The organism is Kitasatospora sp. NPDC003701, from assembly GCF_053587085.1.
Map to the genome: position 1 here is coordinate 1 of NZ_JBSFNM010000020.1, position 24,300 is coordinate 24,300.

Annotated in this window: 37 protein-coding genes; all 37 read left to right on the forward strand. The window is 68.0% G+C overall.

Going from position 1 to position 24,300, the window contains the following annotated elements; translation table 11 throughout:
• A partial coding sequence (locus tag ACWDRR_RS20200) for a hypothetical protein (protein ID WP_449773568.1) occupies positions 1–1,202 on the forward strand: 1,202 nt, incomplete at its 5' end.
• Between the two features lie 491 nt (positions 1,203–1,693).
• A complete protein-coding gene (gene rpsJ, locus ACWDRR_RS20205; RefSeq protein WP_012785157.1) occupies positions 1,694–2,002 on the forward strand; it encodes a 30S ribosomal protein S10 in 309 nt (102 codons plus the stop codon).
• 14 nt (positions 2,003–2,016) lie between these two features.
• A complete protein-coding gene (rplC, locus tag ACWDRR_RS20210; protein WP_327677876.1) occupies positions 2,017–2,664 on the forward strand; it encodes a 50S ribosomal protein L3 in 648 nt (215 codons plus the stop codon).
• A gap of 4 nt (positions 2,665–2,668) precedes the next feature.
• The gene (gene rplD / locus ACWDRR_RS20215) at positions 2,669–3,346 is read left to right on the forward strand and encodes a 50S ribosomal protein L4 (protein WP_449773569.1); all 678 of its coding nucleotides are present in this window, start codon (positions 2,669–2,671) and stop codon (positions 3,344–3,346) included.
• A complete protein-coding gene (gene rplW / locus ACWDRR_RS20220; RefSeq protein WP_063348967.1) occupies positions 3,346–3,666 on the forward strand; it encodes a 50S ribosomal protein L23 in 321 nt (106 codons plus the stop codon). Before rplD ends, rplW begins: the two co-directional genes overlap by 1 nt.
• Before the next feature lie 43 nt (positions 3,667–3,709).
• Positions 3,710–4,546 (forward strand): 50S ribosomal protein L2, encoded by an 837-nt coding sequence (gene rplB / locus ACWDRR_RS20225; RefSeq protein ID WP_449773570.1) that lies wholly within the window; start codon positions 3,710–3,712, stop codon positions 4,544–4,546.
• 11 nt (positions 4,547–4,557) lie between these two features.
• Positions 4,558–4,839 carry a 30S ribosomal protein S19 gene (gene rpsS / locus ACWDRR_RS20230; RefSeq protein ID WP_030055821.1) on the forward strand — a complete coding sequence of 94 codons (282 nt, stop codon included), beginning with the start codon at positions 4,558–4,560 and terminating at the stop codon, positions 4,837–4,839.
• 50 nt (positions 4,840–4,889) lie between these two features.
• Positions 4,890–5,237, forward strand: coding sequence for a 50S ribosomal protein L22 (gene rplV / locus ACWDRR_RS20235; RefSeq protein WP_360631630.1), 348 nt, complete (start codon positions 4,890–4,892; stop codon positions 5,235–5,237).
• The gene (rpsC, locus tag ACWDRR_RS20240; protein ID WP_327677868.1) at positions 5,237–6,061 is read left to right on the forward strand and encodes a 30S ribosomal protein S3; all 825 of its coding nucleotides are present in this window, start codon (positions 5,237–5,239) and stop codon (positions 6,059–6,061) included. The genes rplV and rpsC overlap by 1 nt, the downstream gene beginning before the upstream one ends.
• A 5-nt stretch (positions 6,062–6,066) precedes the next feature.
• Complete coding sequence (gene rplP, locus ACWDRR_RS20245) at positions 6,067–6,486, forward strand: 50S ribosomal protein L16 (protein WP_030055824.1); 420 nt, start codon at positions 6,067–6,069, stop codon at positions 6,484–6,486.
• A complete protein-coding gene (rpmC, locus tag ACWDRR_RS20250) occupies positions 6,486–6,710 on the forward strand; it encodes a 50S ribosomal protein L29 (protein ID WP_063348970.1) in 225 nt (74 codons plus the stop codon). Before rplP ends, rpmC begins: the two co-directional genes overlap by 1 nt.
• Positions 6,710–6,982, forward strand: a complete 273-nt coding sequence (gene rpsQ, locus ACWDRR_RS20255; RefSeq protein WP_030055826.1) for a 30S ribosomal protein S17 — start codon at positions 6,710–6,712, stop codon at positions 6,980–6,982. Before rpmC ends, rpsQ begins: the two co-directional genes overlap by 1 nt.
• Positions 6,983–7,084: 102 nt before the next feature.
• A complete protein-coding gene (gene rplN / locus ACWDRR_RS20260) occupies positions 7,085–7,456 on the forward strand; it encodes a 50S ribosomal protein L14 (RefSeq protein WP_030393301.1) in 372 nt (123 codons plus the stop codon).
• Between the two features lie 15 nt (positions 7,457–7,471).
• Positions 7,472–7,783, forward strand: a complete 312-nt coding sequence (gene rplX, locus ACWDRR_RS20265) for a 50S ribosomal protein L24 (RefSeq protein ID WP_360631665.1) — start codon at positions 7,472–7,474, stop codon at positions 7,781–7,783.
• Positions 7,783–8,352, forward strand: a complete 570-nt coding sequence (gene rplE, locus ACWDRR_RS20270; protein ID WP_030300393.1) for a 50S ribosomal protein L5 — start codon at positions 7,783–7,785, stop codon at positions 8,350–8,352. Before rplX ends, rplE begins: the two co-directional genes overlap by 1 nt.
• A gap of 4 nt (positions 8,353–8,356) precedes the next feature.
• On the forward strand, positions 8,357–8,542 hold the full coding sequence (locus ACWDRR_RS20275) for a type Z 30S ribosomal protein S14 (RefSeq protein ID WP_030393303.1): 186 nt from the start codon (positions 8,357–8,359) through the stop codon (positions 8,540–8,542).
• A gap of 270 nt (positions 8,543–8,812) precedes the next feature.
• Positions 8,813–9,220, forward strand: coding sequence for a 30S ribosomal protein S8 (rpsH, locus tag ACWDRR_RS20280; RefSeq protein ID WP_030232489.1), 408 nt, complete (start codon positions 8,813–8,815; stop codon positions 9,218–9,220).
• Positions 9,221–9,242: 22 nt separating this feature from the next.
• Entirely contained in the window at positions 9,243–9,782 is a 540-nt protein-coding gene (gene rplF / locus ACWDRR_RS20285; RefSeq protein WP_387949107.1) for a 50S ribosomal protein L6, read from the forward strand.
• Between the two features lie 3 nt (positions 9,783–9,785).
• Positions 9,786–10,169, forward strand: coding sequence for a 50S ribosomal protein L18 (gene rplR, locus ACWDRR_RS20290; protein WP_360631627.1), 384 nt, complete (start codon positions 9,786–9,788; stop codon positions 10,167–10,169).
• A 48-nt stretch (positions 10,170–10,217) separates the two neighbouring features.
• Complete coding sequence (rpsE, locus tag ACWDRR_RS20295; RefSeq protein WP_030055834.1) at positions 10,218–10,841, forward strand: 30S ribosomal protein S5; 624 nt, start codon at positions 10,218–10,220, stop codon at positions 10,839–10,841.
• Positions 10,841–11,023, forward strand: a complete 183-nt coding sequence (rpmD, locus tag ACWDRR_RS20300) for a 50S ribosomal protein L30 (RefSeq protein ID WP_030300409.1) — start codon at positions 10,841–10,843, stop codon at positions 11,021–11,023. Before rpsE ends, rpmD begins: the two co-directional genes overlap by 1 nt.
• A gap of 2 nt (positions 11,024–11,025) precedes the next feature.
• On the forward strand, positions 11,026–11,478 hold the full coding sequence (gene rplO / locus ACWDRR_RS20305) for a 50S ribosomal protein L15 (protein ID WP_449773571.1): 453 nt from the start codon (positions 11,026–11,028) through the stop codon (positions 11,476–11,478).
• Positions 11,479–11,798: 320 nt separating this feature from the next.
• Positions 11,799–13,109: a preprotein translocase subunit SecY gene (gene secY, locus ACWDRR_RS20310; RefSeq protein ID WP_360631624.1), complete on the forward strand. Its 1,311-nt coding sequence runs from the start codon at positions 11,799–11,801 to the stop codon at positions 13,107–13,109.
• On the forward strand, positions 13,109–13,762 hold the full coding sequence (locus tag ACWDRR_RS20315) for an adenylate kinase (protein WP_449773572.1): 654 nt from the start codon (positions 13,109–13,111) through the stop codon (positions 13,760–13,762). Before secY ends, ACWDRR_RS20315 begins: the two co-directional genes overlap by 1 nt.
• 130 nt (positions 13,763–13,892) lie before the next feature.
• Positions 13,893–14,732 (forward strand): type I methionyl aminopeptidase, encoded by an 840-nt coding sequence (gene map / locus ACWDRR_RS20320; protein WP_449773573.1) that lies wholly within the window; start codon positions 13,893–13,895, stop codon positions 14,730–14,732.
• Positions 14,733–14,870: 138 nt separating this feature from the next.
• Positions 14,871–15,296, forward strand: a complete 426-nt coding sequence (gene mscL / locus ACWDRR_RS20325) for a large conductance mechanosensitive channel protein MscL (protein ID WP_449773574.1) — start codon at positions 14,871–14,873, stop codon at positions 15,294–15,296.
• Between the two features lie 195 nt (positions 15,297–15,491).
• The gene (gene infA, locus ACWDRR_RS20330) at positions 15,492–15,713 is read left to right on the forward strand and encodes a translation initiation factor IF-1 (RefSeq protein WP_003956442.1); all 222 of its coding nucleotides are present in this window, start codon (positions 15,492–15,494) and stop codon (positions 15,711–15,713) included.
• A gap of 33 nt (positions 15,714–15,746) precedes the next feature.
• On the forward strand, positions 15,747–15,860 hold the full coding sequence (gene rpmJ, locus ACWDRR_RS20335; protein WP_003956441.1) for a 50S ribosomal protein L36: 114 nt from the start codon (positions 15,747–15,749) through the stop codon (positions 15,858–15,860).
• Between the two features lie 179 nt (positions 15,861–16,039).
• Positions 16,040–16,420 (forward strand): 30S ribosomal protein S13, encoded by a 381-nt coding sequence (rpsM, locus tag ACWDRR_RS20340; protein WP_030232510.1) that lies wholly within the window; start codon positions 16,040–16,042, stop codon positions 16,418–16,420.
• 72 nt (positions 16,421–16,492) lie between these two features.
• The gene (gene rpsK / locus ACWDRR_RS20345; RefSeq protein ID WP_030232513.1) at positions 16,493–16,900 is read left to right on the forward strand and encodes a 30S ribosomal protein S11; all 408 of its coding nucleotides are present in this window, start codon (positions 16,493–16,495) and stop codon (positions 16,898–16,900) included.
• Between the two features lie 143 nt (positions 16,901–17,043).
• Positions 17,044–18,066: a DNA-directed RNA polymerase subunit alpha gene (locus tag ACWDRR_RS20350; RefSeq protein WP_030232516.1), complete on the forward strand. Its 1,023-nt coding sequence runs from the start codon at positions 17,044–17,046 to the stop codon at positions 18,064–18,066.
• A gap of 157 nt (positions 18,067–18,223) precedes the next feature.
• The gene (gene rplQ / locus ACWDRR_RS20355) at positions 18,224–18,712 is read left to right on the forward strand and encodes a 50S ribosomal protein L17 (protein WP_360631608.1); all 489 of its coding nucleotides are present in this window, start codon (positions 18,224–18,226) and stop codon (positions 18,710–18,712) included.
• A gap of 77 nt (positions 18,713–18,789) precedes the next feature.
• On the forward strand, positions 18,790–19,701 hold the full coding sequence (gene truA / locus ACWDRR_RS20360; protein WP_449773575.1) for a tRNA pseudouridine(38-40) synthase TruA: 912 nt from the start codon (positions 18,790–18,792) through the stop codon (positions 19,699–19,701).
• Between the two features lie 41 nt (positions 19,702–19,742).
• Entirely contained in the window at positions 19,743–21,416 is a 1,674-nt protein-coding gene (locus tag ACWDRR_RS20365; protein ID WP_449773576.1) for an ABC-F family ATP-binding cassette domain-containing protein, read from the forward strand.
• 285 nt (positions 21,417–21,701) lie between these two features.
• Positions 21,702–22,145: a 50S ribosomal protein L13 gene (rplM, locus tag ACWDRR_RS20370; RefSeq protein WP_329488106.1), complete on the forward strand. Its 444-nt coding sequence runs from the start codon at positions 21,702–21,704 to the stop codon at positions 22,143–22,145.
• 46 nt (positions 22,146–22,191) lie between these two features.
• Complete coding sequence (gene rpsI / locus ACWDRR_RS20375) at positions 22,192–22,695, forward strand: 30S ribosomal protein S9 (RefSeq protein ID WP_148644401.1); 504 nt, start codon at positions 22,192–22,194, stop codon at positions 22,693–22,695.
• Between the two features lie 180 nt (positions 22,696–22,875).
• Positions 22,876–24,240, forward strand: coding sequence for a phosphoglucosamine mutase (glmM, locus tag ACWDRR_RS20380; RefSeq protein ID WP_449773577.1), 1,365 nt, complete (start codon positions 22,876–22,878; stop codon positions 24,238–24,240).
• Positions 24,241–24,300: the final 60 nt, after the last annotated feature.

Sequence of the window (24,300 nt, forward strand, 5' to 3'; positions counted from 1 at the left end):
GCTCCTGGTACGCGGCCGGCACCGGCGCGGCCGCCGCCTACTCGATGGCCACCCACGACCGCGGCGGCGTCGTGGTCGCCCTCACCGCCGTCGTCTTCGTCGGCGTCCTGGTGCTGCGCTGGGCCCCCTGGCGGACGACCGTGGCGGGCCTCGGCGCGCTGGCCGTCGGCATGGTCTTCGTCAAGGCGCTGTCCTGGTGGCTCAACCGCCAGTTCGAGGTGGAGCCGAGCAAGGTCGGCTCGTTCCTGATCGACGGCCTGAAGAACCCCGACATCCTGCAGCGCACGCTGACCAGGACCACCGGGCAGATCTGGTACTTCATCGTCTCCACCTGGGGGATCGGCGGCCTGGCCGTCGTCACCTGCCTGTTCGCGCTGCTCAGCAGCCGCTTCCCGCGCCCGCACCGGATCGTCGGCGGCGTGATGGTGGCCCTGCTCGTCGGCACCGCGCTGGCCTCGGCCGCCGCCCTGCCGGACGACGCGCGCATCGACAACTGGGTCTACGCCCGCTACCTGTCGTACCTCGTCCCGGTGGCCTTCGTGGTCGGCGTCGCGGTGCTGGCCCGGTTCAACCGCCGCAACCTCGGCTTGGCGGTGGCCGGCTCGATCGGGCTGACCCTGGTCCTCGCCCAGCTGGTGATCTGGTCCGCCGGCTCGAAGCTGTACAAGCAGGTCTTCATCGGCTGGGGCATGCCGGACGTCCTGTTCCTGGCCAGCGACTGGGGCCGGCTGAACATGATGCGGTCGACCGCCGCGGCGTTCATCATCCTCGGCGCGATCGTGATGCTCCTGCTCGCGGGCGGGCGCCGGGTGCTGTGGGCGATCGGTGTCTCGCTCCTGCTGTTCGCCGGGTTCGCCACCACCACCATCACCGAGCAGATCACCGACCCGTACACGGCCTGGCGCAAGACCTACGCGACCGACTTCACCAAGGCCGCCGGCCTCAAGGTCAAGGACAACGTGGTGCTCGCCTGGGACCTGGACGGCAGCACCCGGATGGCCCAGGCCTTCGAGGTCTACCAGGGCCGGGTCTGGTACCGGGACCCGCGCTGGCAGCCCGTCCCCGCCGGGGCGACCGCGATCGTCACCCCGCTCGCGGAGGAGGGCAAGGCGCCCGAGTCCTACTGGAAGGACCACCCCGCGGAGTGGTACGTGGAGCGGACCAACACGCAGCAGGGCTGGATGGTCTGGCGCAAGCACTGAGTGACCGGACCACCCCGATCGGGGCCGGTGGGGGAGACCTCACCGGCCCCGATTGGCTTTGTCGCTGCTCCATGTGGCAGTATGTCCAAGTTGCTCGGTTGAGTGCCGATGCTACGCGCCTCCCGCCGGGAGGACCGGAAGCGAGTCCCATGTACTCGTCGTTCCCGTGATGGCCGTTCATGTGTTCACGTGAAGTATGTGAATGCAGTGGTGTGAAGTCGACACCGCGGCAGCTGCGGGGCGGACGTACGGGAATCTTCCGGGAAGCGTGGGCGGGGCCTCGATCCGGCGCCTGGTGGGTGCAAGACCTCACCGATCCCGTAGGAAATCCGCAAGGGGGAGACTTCTTGTCGGATTTTTTGCAGGCGGACGTGCGACACGCCCGACCGCGTGGGTCGGAGGTAACCATCCACAGGCACCACCGGACACAGTCCACCCGGACGAATCCGGCCGCAGAAGCAGCAGACGACACAAAGGACTACTGAGTAGCCATGGCGGGACAGAAGATCCGCATCCGGCTCAAGGCCTACGACCACGAGGTGATTGACTCCTCGGCGAAGAAGATCGTCGAGACCGTCATTCGCACTGGTGCGCAGGTCGCGGGCCCGGTGCCGCTGCCCACTGAGAAGAACGTGTACTGCGTCATCCGCTCGCCGCACAAGTACAAGGACTCGCGCGAGCACTTCGAGATGCGCACTCACAAGCGTCTGATCGACATCCTCGACCCCACGCCGAAGACGGTTGACTCGCTGATGCGTCTCGACCTGCCGGCTGGTGTCGACATCGAGATCAAGCTCTGAGAGGCACACCGAAGATGGCTAAGCAGATTAAGGGCATCCTGGGCGAGAAGCTCGGCATGACCCAGGTCTGGGACGAGAACAACCGGATCGTTCCGGTGACCGTCGTCAAGGCTGGGCCCAATGTCGTGACCCAGGTCCACACCGCCGACAGCCCGGCCGGCTACGACGCCGTCCAGATCGGCTTCGGCGAGATCGACCCCCGCAAGGTGAACAAGCCCCTCGCGGGCCACTTCGCCAAGGCCGGTGTCACCCCGCGCCGCCACCTGGTCGAGCTCCGTACGACGGACGCGTCCGAGTACACCCTCGGCCAGGAGATCACCGCGGAGCTGTTCGAGGCGGGTGTCAAGGTCGACGTGACCGGCACCTCCAAGGGCAAGGGCTTCGCCGGTGTCATGAAGCGCCACAACTTCCGGGGCCTCGGCGCCGGTCACGGTGTGCAGCGCAAGCACCGCTCGCCCGGCTCGATCGGTGGCTGCGCCACCCCGGGTCGTGTGTTCAAGGGCGTACGGATGGCCGGCCGGATGGGCCACGAGCGCGTGACCACCCAGAACCTGACCATCCATGCCGTTGACGCGGAGAAGGGGCTGCTCCTGATCAAGGGCGCAATCCCGGGCCCGAACGGCGGCCTCGTCCTCGTCCGCACTGCGGCGAAGGGGCTGTGAGGATATGAGCACCATTGACATCCTGTCGCCCTCGGGCGACAAGACCGGCAGCCTCGAGCTTCCGGCCGAGATCTTCGACGCGAAGGTCAGCGTTCCGCTGATGCACCAGGTCGTCGTGGCGCAGCTCGCTGCGGCCCGTCAGGGCACCCACAAGACCAAGACTCGTGGCGAGGTCCGCGGCGGCGGCAAGAAGCCGTACCGCCAGAAGGGCACCGGCCGCGCCCGTCAGGGCTCGACCCGCGCCCCGCAGTTCGCCGGCGGTGGCGTCGTGCACGGTCCCGTGCCGCGTGACTACTCGCAGCGGACCCCGAAGAAGATGATCGCCGCCGCCCTGCGCGGTGCGCTCACCGACCGGGCCCGCCACAACCGCATCCACGTCATCACCGACGTGATCGCGGCCGAGGCGCCGTCGACCAAGGCCGCCAAGGGTCTGTTCGGCAAGATCACCGAGCGCAAGAACATCCTCCTCGTCGTCGAGCGTGCCGACGAGCTGGGTCTCAAGAGCGCCCGCAACCTGCCGAACGTGCACATCCTGGACGCCGGCCAGCTGAACACCTACGACGTGCTCGTCTCCGACGATGTGGTCTTCACCCAGGCCGCCTTCGAGCGTTTCGTGGCGGGTCCCGCCGCGTCCGCCAAGGCCGTGGCTGCTGAGGGCGAGCTCGAAGGGAGCGCCGCCTGATGGCTGCAGAGATCACGAGCAAGACGTTCACGGACCCCCGTGACGTCCTGGTGAAGCCGGTCATCTCCGAGAAGAGCTACTCGCTCCTCGACGAGAACAAGTACACGTTCGTCGTGTCGCCCGGTGCCAACAAGACCCAGATCAAGCAGGCCGTCGAGGCGGTCTTCTCGGTCAAGGTCGAGTCCGTCAACACGCTCAACCGTCAGGGCAAGCGCAAGCGCTCCAAGACGGGCTTTGGCAAGCGCAAGGACACCAAGCGCGCCATCGTGACGCTGGCTGAGGGCAACCGCATCGACATCTTCGGTGGTCCGGTCTCCTAACGGGGATCGTGATCGTCGATAAGGACGAGGACGAGAGAGCCAAATGGGCATCCGCAAGTACAAGCCGACTACGCCGGGCCGTCGTGGCTCCAGCGTGGCCGACTTCGTAGAGATCACGCGGTCCACGCCGGAGAAGTCGCTGGTTCGCCCCCTGCACAGCAAGGGCGGCCGTAACAACGCCGGTCGGATCACCGTTCGCCACCAGGGTGGTGGACACAAGCGCGCCTACCGCGTGATCGACTTCCGTCGTCACGACAAGGACGGCGTGCCGGCCAAGGTCGCGCACATCGAGTACGACCCGAACCGCACCGCGCGCATCGCGCTCCTGCACTACGCGGACGGCGAGAAGCGCTACATCATCGCGCCGCGCGGCATCGCGCAGGGTGACCGGGTTGAGAACGGCCCTGGCGCCGACATCAAGCCCGGCAACAACCTGCCGCTTCGCAACATCCCGGTCGGTACGACCATCCACGCGGTGGAGCTGCGTCCCGGTGGCGGTGCCAAGATGGCCCGCTCCGCCGGTGCCGGCATTCAGCTGCTGGCGCGTGAGGGCAAGATGGCGCACCTGCGCATGCCCTCCGGTGAGATCCGCCTGGTCGACGCGCGCTGCCGCGCGACCGTCGGCGAGGTCGGCAACGCCGAGCAGTCGAACATCAACTGGGGCAAGGCCGGCCGTATGCGCTGGAAGGGCGTTCGCCCGACCGTGCGTGGTGTGGCCATGAACCCGATCGACCACCCGCACGGTGGTGGTGAGGGTAAGACCTCCGGTGGTCGCCACCCGGTCTCGCCGTGGGGCCAGAAGGAGGGTCGCACTCGTAGCCCGAAGAAGGCTTCGAACGCCCTCATCGTGCGCCGCCGCAAGACCAACAAGAAGCGCTAGGAGCAGGTCAGATGCCGCGCAGTCTCAAGAAGGGCCCCTTCATTGACGGCCACCTTCTCAAGAAGGTGGACGCGCAGAACGAGGCGGGTACCCAGAACGTCATCAAGACCTGGTCCCGTCGCTCCGTGATCTTCCCGGCCATGCTCGGCCACACGATCGCGGTGCACGATGGCCGTAAGCACGTCCCGGTGTTCGTCACCGAGTCGATGGTCGGCCACAAGCTCGGCGAGTTCGCGCCGACGCGTACCTTCCGCGGTCACGTCAAGGACGACCGCAAGTCGAAGCGTCGCTAGTCGCCAGCGAGATTACCGACTCAATGACTTACACCAGCAAGGGGACAACCATGGAAGCCAGGGCCCAGGCGCGGTACATCCGCGTCACGCCCATGAAGGCCCGCCGCGTGGTGGACCTCATCCGTGGCCTGAACGCCACGGAGGCCCAGGCGGTCCTGCGTTTCGCTCCGCAGGCCGCTACCGTGCCGGTCGGCAAGGTGCTCAACAGCGCCATCGCCAACGCCGCGCACAACTACAACCACTCCAACGTGGACGACCTCGTCATCAGCGAGGCGTACGTTGACGAGGGCCCGACCCTGAAGCGGTTCCGTCCGCGTGCCCAGGGCCGTGCCTACCGGATCCGCAAGCGGACCAGCCACATCACCGTGGTCGTCAGCAGCAAGGAAGGGACCCGGTAATGGGCCAGAAGGTTAACCCGCACGGGTTCCGCCTCGGCATCAGCACGGACTTCAAGTCCCGCTGGTACGCCGACAAGCTGTACAAGGACTACGTCAAGGAAGACGTTGCCATTCGTCGCATGATGACGAAGGGCATGGAGCGCGCCGGCATCTCCAAGGTCGAGATCGAGCGCACCCGCGACCGCGTCCGCGTCGACATCCACACCGCCCGCCCCGGCATCGTCATCGGCCGTCGTGGCACCGAGGCCGACCGCATCCGCGGCGACCTCGAGAAGCTGACCGGCAAGCAGGTCCAGCTGAACATCCTCGAGGTCAAGAACCCCGAGCTGGACGCCCAGCTCGTGGCTCAGGGCGTCGCGGAGCAGCTGTCCTCCCGCGTCTCCTTCCGCCGCGCCATGCGCAAGTCGATGCAGGGCACCATGAAGTCCGGCGCCAAGGGCATCAAGGTCCAGTGCTCCGGTCGTCTCGGCGGCGCCGAGATGAGCCGTTCGGAGTTCTACCGCGAGGGCCGTGTGCCGCTGCACACCCTGCGCGCGAACGTCGACTACGGCTTCTTCGAGGCCAAGACGACCTTCGGCCGCATCGGCGTGAAGGTCTGGATCTACAAGGGCGACGTCAAGAACATCGCCGAGGTCCGCGCTGAGAACGCCGCTGCCCGCTCGGGCAACCGTCCGGCCCGTCCCGAGGGTGGTCGTCCCGCCCGCGGTGGCGAGCGCCGTGGCGGCGAGCGCGGTGGCCGTGGCCGTCGTCCCGCCGGCACCGAGGCCCAGGCCCCGGTCGCCGCCGAGACCCCGGCTGCCGAGAACACCGGAACGGAGGCCTGACCGCAATGCTGATCCCCCGTCGGGTCAAGCACCGCAAGCAGCACCACCCCAAGCGCCGCGGCGCTGCCAAGGGTGGCACCGAGCTCGCCTTCGGCGAGTACGGCATCCAGGCCGTCACCCCGGCCTACGTGACGAACCGGCAGATCGAGTCCGCTCGTATCGCCGTCACCCGTCACATCAAGCGTGGCGGCAAGGTCTGGATCAACATCTACCCGGACCGTCCGCTCACCAAGAAGCCGGCCGAGACCCGCATGGGTTCCGGTAAGGGTTCGCCCGAGTGGTGGATCGCGAACGTGCACCCGGGTCGGGTCATGTTCGAGCTGTCGTACCCCAACGAGAAGGTGGCTCGTGAGGCGCTGACCCGCGCAGCTCACAAGCTCCCGATGAAGTGCCGGATCATCCGGCGCGAGGCAGGTGAGAGCTGATGTCGGCCGGCACCAAGGCTGCTGACCTCCGCGAGCTGGACAACGAGGGTCTCGTTGCCAAGCTCCGTGAGGCCAAGGAGGAGCTGTTCAACCTCCGCTTCCAGGCGGCGACCGGGCAGCTCGACAACCACGGACGGCTCAAGCTCGTCCGTAAGGACATCGCGCGGATCTACACCCTGATGCGCGAGCGCGAGCTGGGCATCGAGACGGTGGAGAACGCCTGATGACTGAGAACACCAACGAGACGCGCGGTTTCCGCAAGACCCGTGAGGGCCTCGTCGTCAGCGACAAGATGGACAAGACCGTCGTCGTCGCCGTCGAGGACCGCGTCAAGCACGCGCTGTACGGCAAGGTCATCCGCCGTACGAACAAGCTGAAGGCGCACGACGAGGCGAACGCCTGCGGCATCGGCGACCGGGTCCTCCTCGCGGAGACCCGCCCGCTGTCCGCGACGAAGCGCTGGCGCGTCGTCGAGATCCTCGAGAAGGCCAAGTAACGAAGTTGATGCGGTACGGCCGTATGTGCACCAGGTCCCTCGCGGGCGCTGGTGTGAGCAGCGGCCGGCCCGTCAGCTCTCGTTGACGATCAGGAGAAAGCTGTGATCCAGCAGGAGTCGCGACTGCGTGTCGCCGACAACACGGGCGCGAAGGAAATCCTTTGCATCCGCGTTCTCGGTGGCTCCGGTCGCCGCTACGCCGGTATCGGGGACGTCATCGTCGCCACCGTCAAGGACGCGATCCCCGGCGGTTCGGTGAAGAAGGGTGACGTCGTCAAGTGCGTCGTCGTCCGTACCGTGAAGTCGCGCCGTCGTCCCGACGGTTCGTACATCCGGTTCGACGAGAACGCCGCTGTCGTTCTCAAGAACACCGACGGTGACCCCCGCGGTACCCGCATCTTCGGCCCGGTGGGCCGCGAGCTGCGCGACAAGAAGTTCATGAAGATCATCTCGCTTGCGCCGGAGGTGCTCTAACCCATGGCGAACAGCATGAAGATCAAGAAGGGTGACCTGGTCCAGGTCATCACCGGCAAGGACCGCGGCAAGCAGGGCAAGGTCATCCAGGCCATGCCCGCCGAGAACAAGGTCCTCGTCGAGGGTGTGAACCGGGTCAAGAAGCACACCAAGCCGGGTCCGGGCACTCAGGGTGGCATCATCACCGTCGAGGCCCCGGTGCACGTCTCCAACGTCCAGCTGGTCGTGGAGAAGGACGGCAAGAAGGTCGTCACCCGCGTGGGCTACCGCTTCGATGACGAGGGCAACAAGATCCGCGTTGCCAAGCGAACCGGTGAGGACATCTGATGTCTGAGACGTCTGTTGAGAAGGTGACCCCCCGTCTCAAGGAGCGTTACAACTCCGAGATCAAGGGTCAGCTGCAGGAGCAGTTCTCGTACGAGAACGTCATGCTGACGCCCGGCCTGGTCAAGGTCGTCGTCAACATGGGTGTCGGCGAGGCCGCCCGTGACAGCAAGCTGATCGAGGGCGCGATCCGCGACCTGACCGCGATCACGGGTCAGAAGCCGGCCGTGACCAAGGCTCGCAAGTCCATCGCGCAGTTCAAGCTGCGCGAGGGCCAGCCGATCGGCACCCACGTCACCCTCCGTGGTGACCGCATGTGGGAGTTCCTGGACCGTCTGGTGTCGCTGGCCCTGCCGCGTATCCGTGACTTCCGTGGTCTCTCCCCCAAGCAGTTCGACGGCCGTGGCAACTACACCTTCGGTCTGACCGAGCAGGTTATGTTCCACGAGATCGACCAGGACAAGGTCGACCGTCAGCGCGGTATGGACATCACCGTCGTGACCACCGCTCAGACCGACGACGAGGGCCGGGCGCTCCTGCGCGCTCTGGGCTTCCCGTTCAAGGAGGCGTGAGCCAATGGCGAAGAAGTCCCTCATCGCAAAGGCCGAGCGGAAGCCGAAGTTCGGCGTCCGGGCCTACACCCGGTGCCAGCGCTGCGGTCGCCCGCACTCGGTGTACCGCAAGTTCGGCCTCTGCCGTGTGTGCCTCCGTGAGATGGCCCACCGCGGCGAGCTGCCGGGCGTGACCAAGAGCTCCTGGTAGTCCAGGACCTCGCGGTAATGCCATAGCGAAGCAGGTGTGCCCGATCCCACAGCGCCCCGTTTTTGGGGCTACGTACGGAATCCCGTAAGGTAGTGAGGTCGGGCCCCCTGTCGCGGGAGCTCCATAGCTGCCGTCGACCCTCTTCGGAGGGCTCGCACCCAGTCTTACGACGCCGCAGGTCCCCTGCGTCTGTGCCCCTGCCGCACTCCCCGGAGTGCGGCGGGGGGACCTGGCGCGGAGAAACCACGGCGAGAGAGGCCTGAGGCCATCATGACCATGACCGACCCCATCGCAGACATGCTCACGCGTCTGCGTAACGCGAACTCGGCGTACCACGACACCGTGGCGATGCCGGCCAGCAAGATCAAGGCGCACGTCGCCCAGATCCTGCAGCAGGAGGGGTACATCTCCTCCTACAAGGTTGAGGAGCCCGTTGAGGGCGAGGTCGGCAAGAAGCTGACCATCGAGCTCAAGTTCGGCCCCAACCGTGAGCGCTCGATCGCTGGCATCAAGCGGATCAGCAAGCCGGGCCTGCGGGTCTACGCAAAGTCCACCAACCTGCCGAAGGTGCTCGGCGGCCTGGGCGTGGCGATCATCTCCACGTCTTCCGGTCTCCTCACTGACAAGCAGGCTGCCAAGAAGGGCGTAGGCGGAGAAGTTCTCGCCTACGTCTGGTAATTCGGGAAACGGAGGTACAGCAATGTCGCGCATTGGACGGCTGCCCATCCCGGTTCCCGCCGGCGTGGACGTCACCATCGATGGCCAGGCGGTCTCGGTGAAGGGCCCGAAGGGCTCCCTCACCCACCACGTCGCCGCGCCGATCGAGATCGGCAAGGGCGAGGACGGCACGCTGCTCGTCACCCGCCCCAACGACGAGCGTCTGTCGAAGGCCCTGCACGGCCTTTCCCGCACGCTGGTGGCGAACATGATCACCGGCGTGACCGCGGGCTACCGCAAGTCGCTGGAGATCAGCGGCGTCGGCTACCGAGTTCTGGCGAAGGGCTCCGACATGGAGTTCCAGCTGGGCTACAGCCACCCGATCCTGGTCGAGGCCCCCGAGGGCATCACCTTCGTCGTCGAGTCCGCCACCAAGTTCCACGTGGACGGCATCGACAAGCAGAAGGTCGGCGAGGTCGCCGCCAAGATCCGCAAGCTGCGCAAGCCCGACCCGTACAAGGCCAAGGGCGTCAAGTACGCGGGCGAGGTCATCCGCCGCAAGGTCGGAAAGAGTGGTAAGTAAGCGATGAGCGTCTCTGTCAAGATCGGCAAGGGCAACGCCTACAAGAGCGCCGCTCGCAAGCGCCGCGCTATCCGTGTTCGCAAGCGCGTCACCGGCACCGAGGTGCGTCCGCGCCTCGTCGTGACCCGCTCGAACCGCCACATGGTCGCCCAGGTCATCGACGACGCCAAGGGTCACACCCTGGCGTCGGCGTCCACCCTCGACGTGTCCATCAAGGGCGTCGAGGGCGACAAGACCGAGCTGGCCAAGAAGGTCGGGAGCCTGGTCGCCGAGCGCGCCAAGGCCGCCGGCATCGAGTCGGTCGTCTTCGACCGCGCGGGCAACCGGTACGCAGGCCGCATCGCCGCTCTGGCCGATGCTGCCCGTGAGGCCGGGCTCGACTTCTAAGCCGCTCGTCGGCTCAGTCGACGGACGTAATCGAGAGAGGTAATTCCAATGGCTGGACCCCAGCGCCGCGGTAGCGGCGCCGGCGGCGGCACCGGCGGTGGCGAGCGGCGCGACCGTAAGCGTGACGACCGGGGTAACGCCCCCGCCGTCGAGAAGACCGCTTACGTCGAGCGCGTCGTTGCGATCAACCGTGTCGCCAAGGTTGTCAAGGGTGGTCGTCGTTTCAGCTTCACCGCGCTGGTCGTGGTGGGCGACGGTGACGGCACCGTAGGTGTCGGCTACGGGAAGGCGAAGGAGGTTCCGGCCGCCATCGCCAAGGGTGTTGAGGAGGCCAAGAAGAACTTCTTCAAGGTCCCCCGTATCCAGGGCACCATCCCTCACCCGATCCAGGGCGAGAAGGCTGCCGGCGTCGTGCTCCTGAAGCCGGCTGCCCCCGGTACCGGTGTTATCGCCGGTGGCCCGGTGCGTGCCGTGCTCGAGTGCGCCGGTATCCACGACATCCTGTCGAAGTCGCTCGGCTCCGACAACGCGATCAACATCGTGCACGCCACGGTGGCCGCTCTGAAGGGCCTCGTGCGCCCCGAGGAGATCGCCGCCCGTCGTGGCCTGCCGCTGGAGGACGTGGCTCCCGCCGCTCTGCTGCGGGCTCGTGCTGCAGGGGTGAGCGCCTGATGGCTCGCCTGAAGATCACGCAGACCAAGTCCTACATCGGCAGCAAGCAGAACCACCGCGAGACGCTGCGCTCGCTGGGTCTGAAGCGCATGCACGATGTGGTCGTCAAGGAGGACCGTCCCGAGATCCGCGGGATGGCCCAGACCGTGCGTCACCTCGTCACGGTCGAGGAGGTGGACTGATTATGGGCGACTCGCCGATCAAGGTTCACAACCTGCGTCCCGCCCCGGGTGCCAAGACCGCCAAGACCCGTGTTGGTCGTGGTGAGGGCTCCAAGGGTAAGACCGCCGGTCGTGGTACCAAGGGCACCAAGGCCCGCTACCAGGTTCCGCAGCGCTTCGAGGGTGGCCAGATGCCGCTCCACATGCGCCTGCCGAAGCTGAAGGGCTTCAAGAACCCGTTCAAGATCACGTTCCAGGTTGTCAACCTCGACAAGCTGGCCGAGCTCTACCCGCAGGGTGGCGAGGTCACTGTCGAGGACCTGGTCGCCAAGGGCGCGGTTCGCAAGAACTCCCTCGTCAAGGTGCTCGGCACCGGCGAGATCTCGGTTGCGCTGCAGGTGACGGTCGACGCCGTCTCCGGCTCCGCCACCGAGAAGATCACCGCCGCCGGCGGCACCGTCACCGAGCTCGTCTGAGCCCGCTGACTCTCCACGAGCCCCGCACCTCCTTCACGGAGGTGCGGGGCTCGTGCGTTGTCGAAGTGGTCCGCCGCCGCTCTCGCGCGGGTGCGGGCCTCGTTCTTTTGTGTGGCAAACCCGGGCATCCCGTACCCCGTGAGTGGGGGAGGGGCCGTACGCGCTTCTTTCGAGTGGCCGCGCACTGTTAGAGTCCGTGGAGTTCCCTTGTAGGCTGCGCGTAGGCTCGCCTGTGCCGTCTGTACGGGGGCCCGAACCGCAAACTCCCCATTCAGGACCGACCCTCCCGCCGACGACGCGCGGGAGGCGCAGGAGGCACCGTGCTCAGTGCGTTCGCGCGGGCGTTCCAGACGCCCGACCTGCGCAAGAAGCTGCTGTTCACGCTGGGCATCATGGTGCTGTTCCGGCTGGGCTCCCACGTCCCGGTACCCGGGGTCAGCTTCCAAGCTGTCAACGAATGTGTGAAGGACACCAAGAGCAGCGGACTGTTCGGGCTCGTCAACCTGTTCAGTGGTGGCGCGCTCCTCCAGCTGACCATCTTCGCGCTCGGCATCATGCCGTACATCACGGCCAGCATCATCCTCCAGCTCCTCACCGTCGTGATCCCGCGACTCGAGGCGCTGAAGAAGGAGGGGCAGGCCGGTACCGCGAAGATCACCCAGTACACGCGCTACCTGACCATCGCGCTCGCCGTGCTCCAGGGCACCGGCATCGTGGCGACGGCCTCCAGCGGCGCGCTGTTCTCGGGCTGCGTCTACGCCAACCAGATCGTGCCGGACCAGTCGGTGTTCCGGATCGCCGTCATGGTGATCACGATGACCGCCGGCACCACGTTCATCATGTGGCTGGGTGAGCTGATCACCGACCGCGGCATCGGCAACGGCATGTCGATCCTCATCTTCACCTCGATCGCCTCGGGCTTCCCGGGCTCGATGTGGGCGATCAAGCAGTCCGGCACCATCGGCGACGGCTGGGTCGAGTTCCTCTCCGTCGTCGCGGTCGGCGTCATCGTTGTGATGCTGGTCATCTTCGTGGAGCAGGCCCAGCGCCGGATCCCGGTCCAGTACGCGAAGCGGATGATCGGGCGCCGCGCCTTCGGCGGCACCTCGACCTACATCCCGCTCAAGGTGAACCAGGCCGGTGTCATCCCGGTCATCTTCGCCTCGTCGCTGCTGTACATCCCCGCCCTGGTGGTCCAGCTGACCAGCAGCCAGGCCGGCTGGGCGACGTGGATCAGGACCAACTTCGTCAAGGGTGACCATCCCGTCTACATGGCCACCTACTTCCTGCTGATCGTCTTCTTCGCCTTCTTCTACGTCGCCATCTCCTTCAACCCCGAAGAAGTTGCCGACAATATGAAGAAGTATGGTGGGTTCATCCCGGGCATCCGGGCCGGCCGGCCGACGGCCGAGTACCTGAACTACGTGCTCACCCGCATCACGTGGCCGGGTTCGCTCTACCTGGGCCTGATCGCGTTGATCCCGATGATCGCCCTGGTCGCCTTCGGACAGCAGACCAACTTCCCGTTCGGCGGCACCAGCGTTCTCATCGTCGTCGGCGTCGGACTCGAAACTGTGAAGCAGATCGAGAGCCAGCTCCAGCAGCGCAATTACGAAGGGTTCCTCCGCTGATGCGTATCGTCCTCGTCGGGCCTCCCGGGGCCGGGAAGGGTACTCAGGCGCACCTGCTCGCCAAGACCCTGTCCATCCCCCACATCTCCACCGGCGACCTCTTCCGCGCCAACATTGGTCAGGGCACCCCGCTGGGGCTCGAGGCCAAGAGCTACATGGACGCGGGTCGCCTGGTGCCGGATGAGGTCACCATCGGGATGGCCAAGGACCGCATGCTCCAGCCCGACGCCGCCAACGGCTTCCTGCTCGACGGCTTCCCGCGCAACCTTGGCCAGGCCAAGGCGCTGGACGAGTTCCTGGCCGAGCAGGGCATCGCGCTGGACGGCGTGCTGGACCTGGAGGTCCCCGAGGACGAGGTCGTCCGCCGGATCGCCGGCCGCCGCCTGTGCCGCAACGACGGGGGCCACGTCTTCCACGTGGACTACAACCCGCCGAAGGCCGAGGGCGTCTGCGACGAGTGCGGCGGCGAGCTGTACCAGCGCTCCGACGACACCGAGGAGAAGGTGCGGACGCGGCTGGAGGTCTACCACACGGAGACCGAGCCGATCATCGCCTACTACGACGAGCAGGGCCTGGTCGCGACGATCCCGGCGCTCGGCAAGGTGGACGAGGTCACCCAGCGCGCGATCAAGGCGCTGAAGCAGGACAGCTGACAGTACGAGCGACGCCCTACGGCCGCGCCGCCCCTCGCCGGGGCGGCGCGGCCGTGGCGCGTCGTACGGTGGAACGAGTGCACGGCCGGCCGGCAAGGACCGGGCGGGAACCCAAGGAAGGCGTGACCAGATGGTGGAGATCAAGACCCCCGAGCAGATCGCGAAGATGCGAGTGGCCGGGCTGGTCGTCGCCGAGGCGCTGAAGGCCTGCCGGGAGGCGGTCGCCCCGGGGGTGACCACCCAGGAGCTGAACGACGTCGCGGACAAGGTCATCACCGACCACGGCGCCACCTCGAACTTCCGCGCCGACCACGGCGGGCTCTGGTTCCCGGGGGTGATCTGCGCCTCGGTGAACGACGAGGTCGTGCACGGCATCCCCGGCGACCGGGTGCTGCAGGAGGGCGACATCATCTCGATCGACTGCGGCGCCATCGTGGACGGCTGGCACGGCGACGCGGCGATCACCGTCGCGGTCGGCGAGGTCCGGCCCGAGGTCGAGATGCTCAGCCGGGTCACCGAGGGCTCGATGTGGGCCGGCATCGCCCAGATGAAGAAGGGCAACCGGCTGGCCGACGTCTCCAAGGCGATCGAGGGCTTCATCCGCCGCCAGCCGCTGCCGCCCAAGGGCAAGTGGGGCATCACCGAGGGCTACGGCGGCCACGGCATCGGCACCGCGATGCACATGGAGCCGCACGTGCTGAACTACGTCGAGCGGGGCCGCGGCAAGGGCCCCAAGCTGATCCCCGGCACCGTGCTGGCGATCGAGCCGATGGTCTCGCTGGGCACCCCGCACACCAGGGTGCTGGAGGACGACTGGACCGTCGTGACCACCGACGGCACCTGGGCCTCGCACTGGGAGCACTCGGTGGCCGTGACCGAGCAGGGCCCGCTGGTGCTGACGGCCTTCGACGGCGGCCGGGCCGAACTCGCGAAGCTGGGCATCACCGCAGCTCCGGACCCGCTCGGCTAGTCGCGGAGGCGGTCGACTGCCGCGTCTGACAAGGGATCAGGGCCCTGGAGGTTTGGACCTCCAGGGCTTTTGTCCTATTTTTATCGGCTGGCAGTGGCTTCACTGGCTTCAGCGGCTTCGATCAAGCAGGAGAGTGCAGTGCTCAAGGGATTCCGCGACTTCATGATGCGCGGCAACGTGGTCGACATGGCCGTCGGTGTGGTCATCGGTGCCGCCTTCACCGGGGTGGTGACCGGCTTCGTGTCGGCGTTCCTCACCCCGCTGGTGGGCGTCGTGGTCGGCGCGGCCGGCGACTTCAGCTCGTACAAGGCCAACCTGGGCGGGGTCATCTTCCCGTACGGGCAGTTCCTCAACGTGCTGATCGCGTTCCTCATGACCGCCGCGGTGCTGTACTTCTGCGTCGTGCTGCCGGTGACCAAGGCCACCGCCCGGTACCTGCCGAAGAAGCCGAAGGCCCCGAAGCGCCCCTGCCCCGAGTGCCTGACCGAGATCCCGCAGGCGGCCCGCCGCTGCTCGGCCTGCACCGCCCACGTCGAGCCGCTGGTGGTTTCCACCGGTCTGTGACGGTGGCCGTGCGGCGCGACGGCCGCTCCGGGGCCTCGTTTTGGCCCATCGGACGCGCTGACGTAGGATGGACCGTCGGCTCACTCGTAGCGTGCTCCAGCACGCCCTCTTCCCCCTCGGGGGGTGGGGTGGACCCAGGTTCGCACGAGCGTTCCGCATACGGTAGCCGGTCCCGGAAGGTGGATCTCGCAGTTCATGGCTAAGAAGCAAGGCGCCATTGAGATCGAGGGCACCGTGATCGAGTCTCTTCCGAACGCGATGTTCAAGGTCGAGCTGCAGAACGGTCACAAGGTCCTCGCGCACATCAGTGGCAAGATGCGCATGCACTACATCCGCATCCTGCCGGACGACCGGGTCGTGGTGGAGCTCAGCCCCTACGACCTCACGCGTGGCCGGATCGTCTACCGCTACAAGTAAGAACGTCAGATCTAGACCCGGAGAACCTGAAGCATGAAGGTCAAGCCGAGCGTCAAGAAGATCTGCGACAAGTGCAAGGTGATCCGCCGTCACGGCCGGGTCATGGTGATCTGCGACAACCTGCGCCACAAGCAGCGCCAGGGCTGATCAGTTCTCCCCAGCATTTCTCGTAGTACTTCGCGCAACGCGAAAACGTCATAAGCGGGCTGCCCGATCCGTCCTTCGCAGGACGGACTGCCGCCCCCGGTCAGAGGCCGGGGCTCCCACACCGTGAGGTGTCGGAGTAGGTAGCACGCAAGACCTCTGAAGAACCACAGGAGCCATGAATGGCACGCCTCGCCGGCGTTGATCTCCCCCGTGAGAAGCGGATCGAGATCGCCCTTACGTACGTGTACGGCATCGGTCGTACCCGCGCCCAGCAGACCCTCGCCGAGACCGGCGTCAACCCGGATGTGCGCGTTCGCGACATCTCCGAGGAAGACCTCGTCAAGCTGGGTCAGTACATCGACGCCAACTACACGGTCGAGGGTGACCTCCGCCGTGAGGTGGCCGCCGACATCCGCCGCAAGGTCGAGATCGGCTGCTACGAGGGTCTGCGTCACCGCCGCGGCCTGCCGGTCCGCGGTCAGCGCACCCACACCAACGCGCGTACCCGCAAGGGCCCGCGTCGCGCGATCGCCGGTAAGAAGAAGCCGGGCAAGAAGTAGTCCGTCCCGTCACCGGACATCCCTCCGGCCCGCGGGTCAGCGGACCGACCACCTCAGTAGGAGAACAGACTTATGCCCCCCAAGGGTCGTCAGGCTGCCGGCGCGAAGAAGATCCGCCGCAAGGAAAAGAAGAACGTCGCTCACGGCCACGCGCACATCAAGAGCACGTTCAACAACACCATCGTTTCGATCACCGACCCCGCGGGCAACGTGATCTCCTGGGCCTCTGCCGGCCACGTCGGCTTCAAGGGCTCGCGCAAGTCCACCCCGTTCGCCGCGCAGATGGCCGCCGAGGCCGCTGCCCGTCGCGCGCAGGAGCACGGCATGCGCAAGGTTGACGTCTTCGTGAAGGGTCCGGGCTCCGGCCGCGAGACCGCGATCCGTTCGCTCCAGGCCACCGGCCTGGAGGTCGGTTCGATCCAGGACGTCACCCCCACCCCGCACAACGGCTGCCGTCCGCCGAAGCGCCGCCGCGTCTGACGCAGCTGCTCGGTCCGCCCCCGCCTTCGGGTTCGGGCGTTGCTTTGACCGCGTGCGGGGTCCCGGTTCGTCCGGGACCCCGTACGCTGGTTCTGTTCGGCATCAAATAGTGGGTGCCGAAGACAACTGGAGGATCTGAAAACATGCTGATCGCTCAGCGTCCCTCGCTGACCGAAGAGGTCGTCGACGAATTCCGCTCGCGGTTCGTGATCGAGCCGCTGGAGCCGGGCTTCGGCTACACCCTCGGCAACTCCCTTCGCCGCACGCTCCTCTCCTCGATCCCCGGCGCCGCTGTCACCAGCATCCGGGTCGACGGTGTCCTGCACGAGTTCACCACCGTGCCGGGCGTCAAGGAGGACGTCACCGACCTCATCCTCAACATCAAGCAGCTGGTCGTCTCCTCGGAGCACGACGAGCCGGTCGTGATGTACCTGCGCAAGCAGGGCCCGGGTGTGGTCACCGCCGCCGACATCGCGCCGCCGGCCGGTGTCGAGGTGCACAACCCCGAGCTGGTCCTCGCCACGCTGAACGGCAAGGGCAAGCTGGAGATGGAGCTGACCGTCGAGCGCGGTCGCGGCTACGTCTCCGCCGTGCAGAACAAGGCTTCCGGCCAGGAGATCGGCCGCATCCCGGTCGACTCGATCTACAGCCCCGTGCTGAAGGTCACCTACAAGGTCGAGGCCACCCGTGTCGAGCAGCGGACCGACTTCGACAAGCTGATCGTCGACGTCGAGACCAAGCCCGCCATGCGCCCGCGTGACGCCATGGCCTCGGCCGGCAAGACCCTGGTCGAGCTGTTCGGTCTCGCCCGCGAGCTGAACATCGACGCCGAGGGCATCGACATGGGCCCGTCCCCCACGGACGCCGCCCTGGCCGCCGACCTGGCGCTGCCGATCGAGGAGCTGGAGCTCACCGTTCGGTCGTACAACTGCCTCAAGCGCGAGGGCATCCACACCGTGGGTGAGCTCGTCGCCCGCTCCGAGGCCGACCTGCTCGACATCCGCAACTTCGGTGCGAAGTCGATCGACGAGGTCAAGGCGAAGCTGGCCGGCATGGGCCTGGCCCTCAAGGACAGCCCGCCCGGGTTCGACCCGACCGCCGCCGCCGACGCCTTCGGCGCCGACGACCTGGACGACGCGGGTTACGCGGAGACCGAGCAGTACTGAGCTTGATCCGGGGGAGCTTCCCCCGGACCCCCGTTTTGCTGGCGGGGGCGGTTCCCCGGAGCCGCCCCCACCATCATGAAAGTCGTACGGACACCGTGTCCGTACGCCCGCTGCGGTACCTGGTACGGCCGTAGTCGGAGATCCAAGGAGTCATTCCATGCCGCGTCCCACCAAGGGTGCCCGCCTCGGCGGCGGCCCGCATCACGAGCCGCTGCTGCTCGCCGGTCTGTGCCGGGAGCTGTTCCAGTACGGCCGCATCACCACGACCGAGGCCAAGGCCCGTCGGATGCGCCCGCTGGCGGAGAAGCTGATCACCAAGGCGAAGAAGGGCGACATCCACAACCGTCGTCTGGTTCGCAAGACGATCACCGACATCTCCGTGCTGCACACCCTCTTCACCGAGATCGCGCCGCGCTACGAGAACCGCCCGGGTGGCTACACCCGCATCACCAAGATCGGTGGCCGTCGTGGCGACAACGCCCCGATGGCCGTCATCGAGCTGGTCGAGGCGCTGACCGTCGCGCAGACCGCCGTCGGCGAGGCCGAGGGCGCCACCAAGCGCGCCGTCAAGGAGGCCGAGGCCAAGGTCGAGGAGACCAAGGTCGAGGACACCAAGGCCGACGAGGCCGAGGCCGAGCAGGCCTGACACCTTTAGGTGCAGTGCGGGCCCGCTCTCCCATTCCGTGGGGGAGCGGGCCCGTTCCTTCTGTCTGGAGTGAAGCAGTGGTCAACGATTGCGCCGAGCGCCCGCCGGTGAAGGACGGTCCGGCGGACGGGTACGTCCGGGTCCGGCTCGACCTCGCCTACCACGGGGCGGAGTTCTCCGGCTGGGCCCGCCAGCGCGGTGGCCGCCGGACGGTGCAGGAGGAGATCGAGAGCGCGCTGCAGATCGTCACCCGCAGCTCGGAGCTGTACCCGCTGACGGTCGCCGGGCGGACCGACGCCGGCGTGCACGCGCGCGGCCAGGTCGCGCACGTCGACCTGCCGGCCGAGCTGTGGGCCGCGCACCGCGAGAAGCTGCTGCGCCGGCTGGCCGGGCGGCTGCCCGGGGACGTGCGGATCTACCGGCTCGGCGAGGCGCCGGCCGGCTTCGACGCCCGCTTCTCCGCGATCTGGCGCCGCTACGCCTACCGGGTCGCCGACCACCCCGGCGGGGTGGACCCGCTGCTGCGCGGCCACGTGCTCTGGCACGACCGCCCGCTGGACGTCGAGCGGATGAACGAGGCCGCCGCGCTGCTGCTGGGGGAGCACGACTTCGCCGCGTACTGCAAGAAGCGCGAGGGGGCGACGACCATCCGCACCCTGCTGGAGCTGCACTGGGACCGCGTCCCGGTCGACACCTACGCCTCGCAGGAGGGCTCGCTGGCGGTCGCCACCGTCCGGGCCGACGCCTTCTGCCACAACATGGTGCGGGCCCTGGTCGGCGCGATGCTGCTGGTCGGCGACGGGCACCGGCCGGTGGAGTTCCCCGGCGAGGTGCTGGCCGGCGGGGTGCGCAACTCCGCGGTCAACGTGATCCGGCCGTACGGGCTGACGCTGGAGGAGGTCGGCTACCCGGCCGACGACCTGCTCGCCGAGCGCAGCCGGCTGGCCCGCCGGGTCAGGACGCTGCCGGGGCAGCCGGTCGTCGGCTAATCCGTTTTGGTCCTGGGCGGCGGCTTGGGAGAATCGTCCGCATGGGACACGTCGAGATTTCGCACCTTGAGTACTACCTGCCGGACGGGCGGGTGTTGTTCGACGACGCGTCCTTCCGGGTCGGCGAGGGCACCGCGGTCGCGCTGGTGGGCGCCAACGGCGCCGGCAAGACCACGCTGCTGCGCATGATCGCGGGCGACCTCCAGCCGCACGGCGGCTCGGTGACGATCAGCGGCGGGCTCGGCGTGATGCGCCAGTTCGTCGGCACCACCGGCCGCGAGGCCAAGCAGGAGGACGAGGACCGGCAGGGCCCGGCCCCGCTGGCCGCCGACGCCTCCGTCCGCGACCTGCTGGTCTCGGTGGCCCCCGAGCGGATCGCCGTCGCGGCCCGGGCCGTGGACGCCGCCGAGCTGGCGATGATCGCCCAGGACGACGAGAAGACGCAGATGGCCTACGCCCAGGCGCTCTCCGACTGGGCGGACGTCGGCGGCTACGACTACGAGACCGACTGGGACGTCTGCACCACGGCCGCCCTCGGGATGCCCTTCGACAAGGCCCAGTGGCGCGGGCTGAACACCCTCTCCGGCGGTGAGCAGAAGCGCCTCGTCCTGGAGGCGCTGCTGCGCGGCCCCGAAGAGGTGCTGCTGCTGGACGAGCCGGACAACTACCTGGACGTCCCCGGCAAGCGCTGGCTGGAGGAGGCGATCAAGGCCACCTCCAAGACCGTGCTCTACATCTCGCACGACCGCGAGCTGCTCTCCCGCACCGCCGAGAAGATCATCAGCGTCGAGTCCGGCGCGGCCGGCAGCAGCGTCTGGGTGCACGGCGGCGGCTTCGACTCCTTCCACGAGGCCCGCAAGGACCGCTTCGCCCGGTTCGAGGAGCTCGGCCGGCGCTGGGACGAGGAGCACGCCAAGCTCAAGAAGCTGGTGGTCACCCTGCGCCAGGCGGCCTCGGTCAGCCACGCGCTGGCCACCCGCTACGCCGCGGCGCAGACCCGGCTGAAGAAGTTCGAGGAGGCGGGCCGCCCGGAGGAGCCGCCGCGCGAGCAGAACATCACCATGCGGCTCAAGGGCGGCCGCACCGGCGTGCGGGCCTTCACCATGGAGCAGCTGGAGCTCACCGGTCTGATGAAGCCCTTCGACCTGGAGGTCTTCTACGGCGAGCGGATCGGCGTGCTGGGCTCCAACGGCTCGGGCAAGTCGCACTTCCTGCGGCTGCTCGCCGGGGACGGGACGGTCGCCCACCGCGGTCAGTGGAAGCTCGGCGCCCGCGTGGTGCCCGGCCACTTCCGGCAGACCCACGCCCACCCGGAGCTGTTCGGCCGCACGGTGCGCTCGATCGTCGAGGAGGAGCACGCGCTCAGCCGCGGCGCCGCGATGGGGGCGCTGCGCCGCTACGAGCTGGACCGCCAGGAGGAGCAGAAGTTCGAGTCGCTCTCCGGTGGCCAGCAGGCCCGGCTGATGATCCTCAAGCTCGAACTCGACGGGGTGACGGCCCTGTTGCTCGACGAGCCGACCGACAACCTGGACCTGGAGAGCGCCGAGGCGCTGCAGGCCGGCCTGGAGGCCTTCGACGGCACCGTGTTGTGCGTCACGCACGACCGCTGGTTCGCCAAGACCTTCGACCGCTTCCTGGTGTTCGGCGCGGACGGCCGGGTCTACGAGTCCGCTGAGCCGGTCTGGGACGTCACCCGGGTCGAGCGCGAGCGCTGACCGGGCCGTGGTCCGGGTCCGCCGCGGGTGCGGATCCGGGCCGGTGGGGCCGCTTTCCGGCCCGGCCGGTGCGGGGGGATTTTGACCCACCCCGGCGCGCCCAGTAGGCTGGGTGCTTGTTGTGCGTATTGGCTCGCTCTATCTCACGTGAGAGGTCGGTACGCCGGAGATATCAGGTCGACGACCCAGCGGCCCCCCTTGAATTGCGTCCAAGGCGGCCAGGCTGATGCGCTCGACCGGGTGCTCCTGTCAGGACTCACTCACTGAAAAGCAGAGGCTACGACCGTGCGTACGTACAGCCCCAAGCCCGGCGACGTCCAGCGTCAGTGGCACGTCATCGACGCGACCGACGTCGTGCTCGGCCGCCTGGCCTCCCAGGCCGCCAACATCCTCCGGGGTAAGCACAAGGCGATCTACGCGCCGCACGTTGACACCGGTGACTTCGTCATCATCATCAACGCGGACAAGGTGCACCTGTCGGGTAACAAGAAGACCCAGAAGCTGGCGTACCGCCACAGCGGTTTCCCGGGCGGTCTCCGCTCGGTCCGCTACGACGACCTCCTGGCGAACAACCCGGAGAAGGCCGTCGAGAAGGCCATCAAGGGCATGATCCCCAAGAACACCCTGGGTCGCCAGATGCTCTCGAAGCTGAAGGTCTACTCGGGCGACCAGCACCCCCACGCTGCCCAGCAGCCGGTGCCGTTCGAGATCACCCAGGTCGCGCAGTAACTCCGGCCACCTAGCCCCCCAACACTGAAAAGAGCTGAGGAACACCGTGGCCGAGACCACTGAAACCCTTGAGGTCGACTTCGACGAGACCGTCGTCGAGGGCGAGTACACCTCCGAGGAGAGCTACACCTCCGAGTCGCTGGCCGGCCGCTTCGGCGAGGCCGTCCCCGGCGCCGGCCTTGGCCGCCGCAAGGAGGCGATCGCCCGCGTGCGCATCGTCCCGGGCACCGGCGTGTGGAAGATCAACGGTCGCACCCTGGAGAACTACTTCCCCAACAAGGTGCACCAGCAGACCGTGAACGAGCCCTTCAAGCTGCTGGAGCTCGACGGTCGCTACGACGTCGTCGCCCGCATCTCGGGTGGTGGCACCTCCGGTCAGGCCTACGCGCTGCGCCTCGGCGTCGCCCGTGCCCTGAACGAGGCCGACGTGGACAACAACCGCGCCGCCCTCAAGAAGGCCGGCTTCCTCATGCGTGACGCCCGTGCCGTCGAGCGCAAGAAGGCCGGTCTGAAGAAGGCCCGTAAGGCCCCGCAGTACAGCAAGCGCTAGTCGCGCCCGAGGGGGTGTGTGCCGCCCTGGTGGTGCACACCCCCTGGTTGCGCTCTCACGCCCCGGAGTACCCCGTGTACTCCGGGGCGTCGTGCTCCCCGGCCATGGTGCGAAGGCCGGGGATTCGATCGAATGGACTGCCGGGTTTACCTGCCAGCAGCGGTGATGGAGGACGGGACAGTGGGACGACTCTTCGGTACGGACGGCGTACGCGGTGTGGCCAACCAGGGGCTGACGGCGGAGCTGGCGCTCGGGCTGTCCGTCGCGGCGGCGCACGTGCTCGGTGAGGCGGGGGCCTTCGACGGCCACCGGCCGGTCGCGGTGGTCGGCCGCGACCCGCGCGCCTCGGGCGAGTTCCTGGAGGCCGCGGTCATCGCGGGCCTGGCCAGTGCGGGTGTCGACGTGCTGCGGGTCGGCGTGCTGCCCACCCCGGCGGTGGCCTACCTCACCGGCGCCCTCGGCGCCGACTTCGGCGTGATGCTCTCCGCCAGCCACAACGCCATGCCGGACAACGGCATCAAGTTCCTCGCCCGGGGCGGCCACAAGCTGGACGACCGGATCGAGGACGCCATCGAGGCGCACTACCGCACCCACACCGTCGGCGGGGAGGAGTGGAAGCGCCCGACCGGTGAGGCCGTCGGCCGCGTCCGCGAGTACACCGAGGGCTTCGACAAGTACGTCGCCCACCTGATCGGCGTGCTGCCCAACCGCCTGGACGGCATCCGGGTCGTCATCGACGGCGCGCACGGCGCGGCCGCCTACGTCGCCCCCGAGGCGTTCGCCCGGGCCGGTGCCGAGGTCGTCCACACCCTGGGGGCCGAGCCCACCGGTCTCAACATCAACGACGGCGTCGGCTCCACCCACCTGGACCGGCTGCAGACCGCGATGAAGGAGTACCGGGCCGACCTCGGCATCGCGCTCGACGGCGACGCCGACCGCTGCCTGGCCGCCGACGCGGACGGCAACGAGGTCGACGGCGACCAGATCATCGCGATCCTGGCCGTCGCCATGAAGGAGGCCGGCACCCTGCGCGGCAACACGGCCGTCGCCACCGTGATGTCCAACCTGGGCTTCAAGCTGGCGATGGACCGCGAGGGCGTCGAGCTGGTGCAGACCGCGGTCGGCGACCGCTACGTGCTGGAGGCGATGAAGGAGCACGGCTTCGCCCTCGGCGGCGAGCAGTCCGGCCACGTCATCCTGCTGGACCACGCCACCACCGGCGACGGCACCCTGACCGGCCTCATGCTGGGCGCCCGGCTGGCCGCCACCAAGCAGCCGCTGGCCGACCTGGCCGCCGTGATGACCCGGCTGCCGCAGCTGCTGATCAACGTCAAGGGCGTGGACAAGAGCCGGGTGAACACCAGCCTGGAGCTGGCCGCGGCGGTCGCCGAGGCCGAGGCCGAGCTGGGCTCCACCGGCCGGGTGCTGCTGCGCCCCTCGGGCACCGAGCCGCTGGTCCGGGTGATGGTCGAGGCCGCCGACCAGGTGCAGGCCAAGGCCGTCGCCGAGCGGCTGGCCGAGGCGGTCCGCACCCACCTGGGCTGACGCCCGCGCGCACCGGGAGCGAGCAGGGCCCCCGCCGTCTCGTACGGCGGGGGCCCTGTG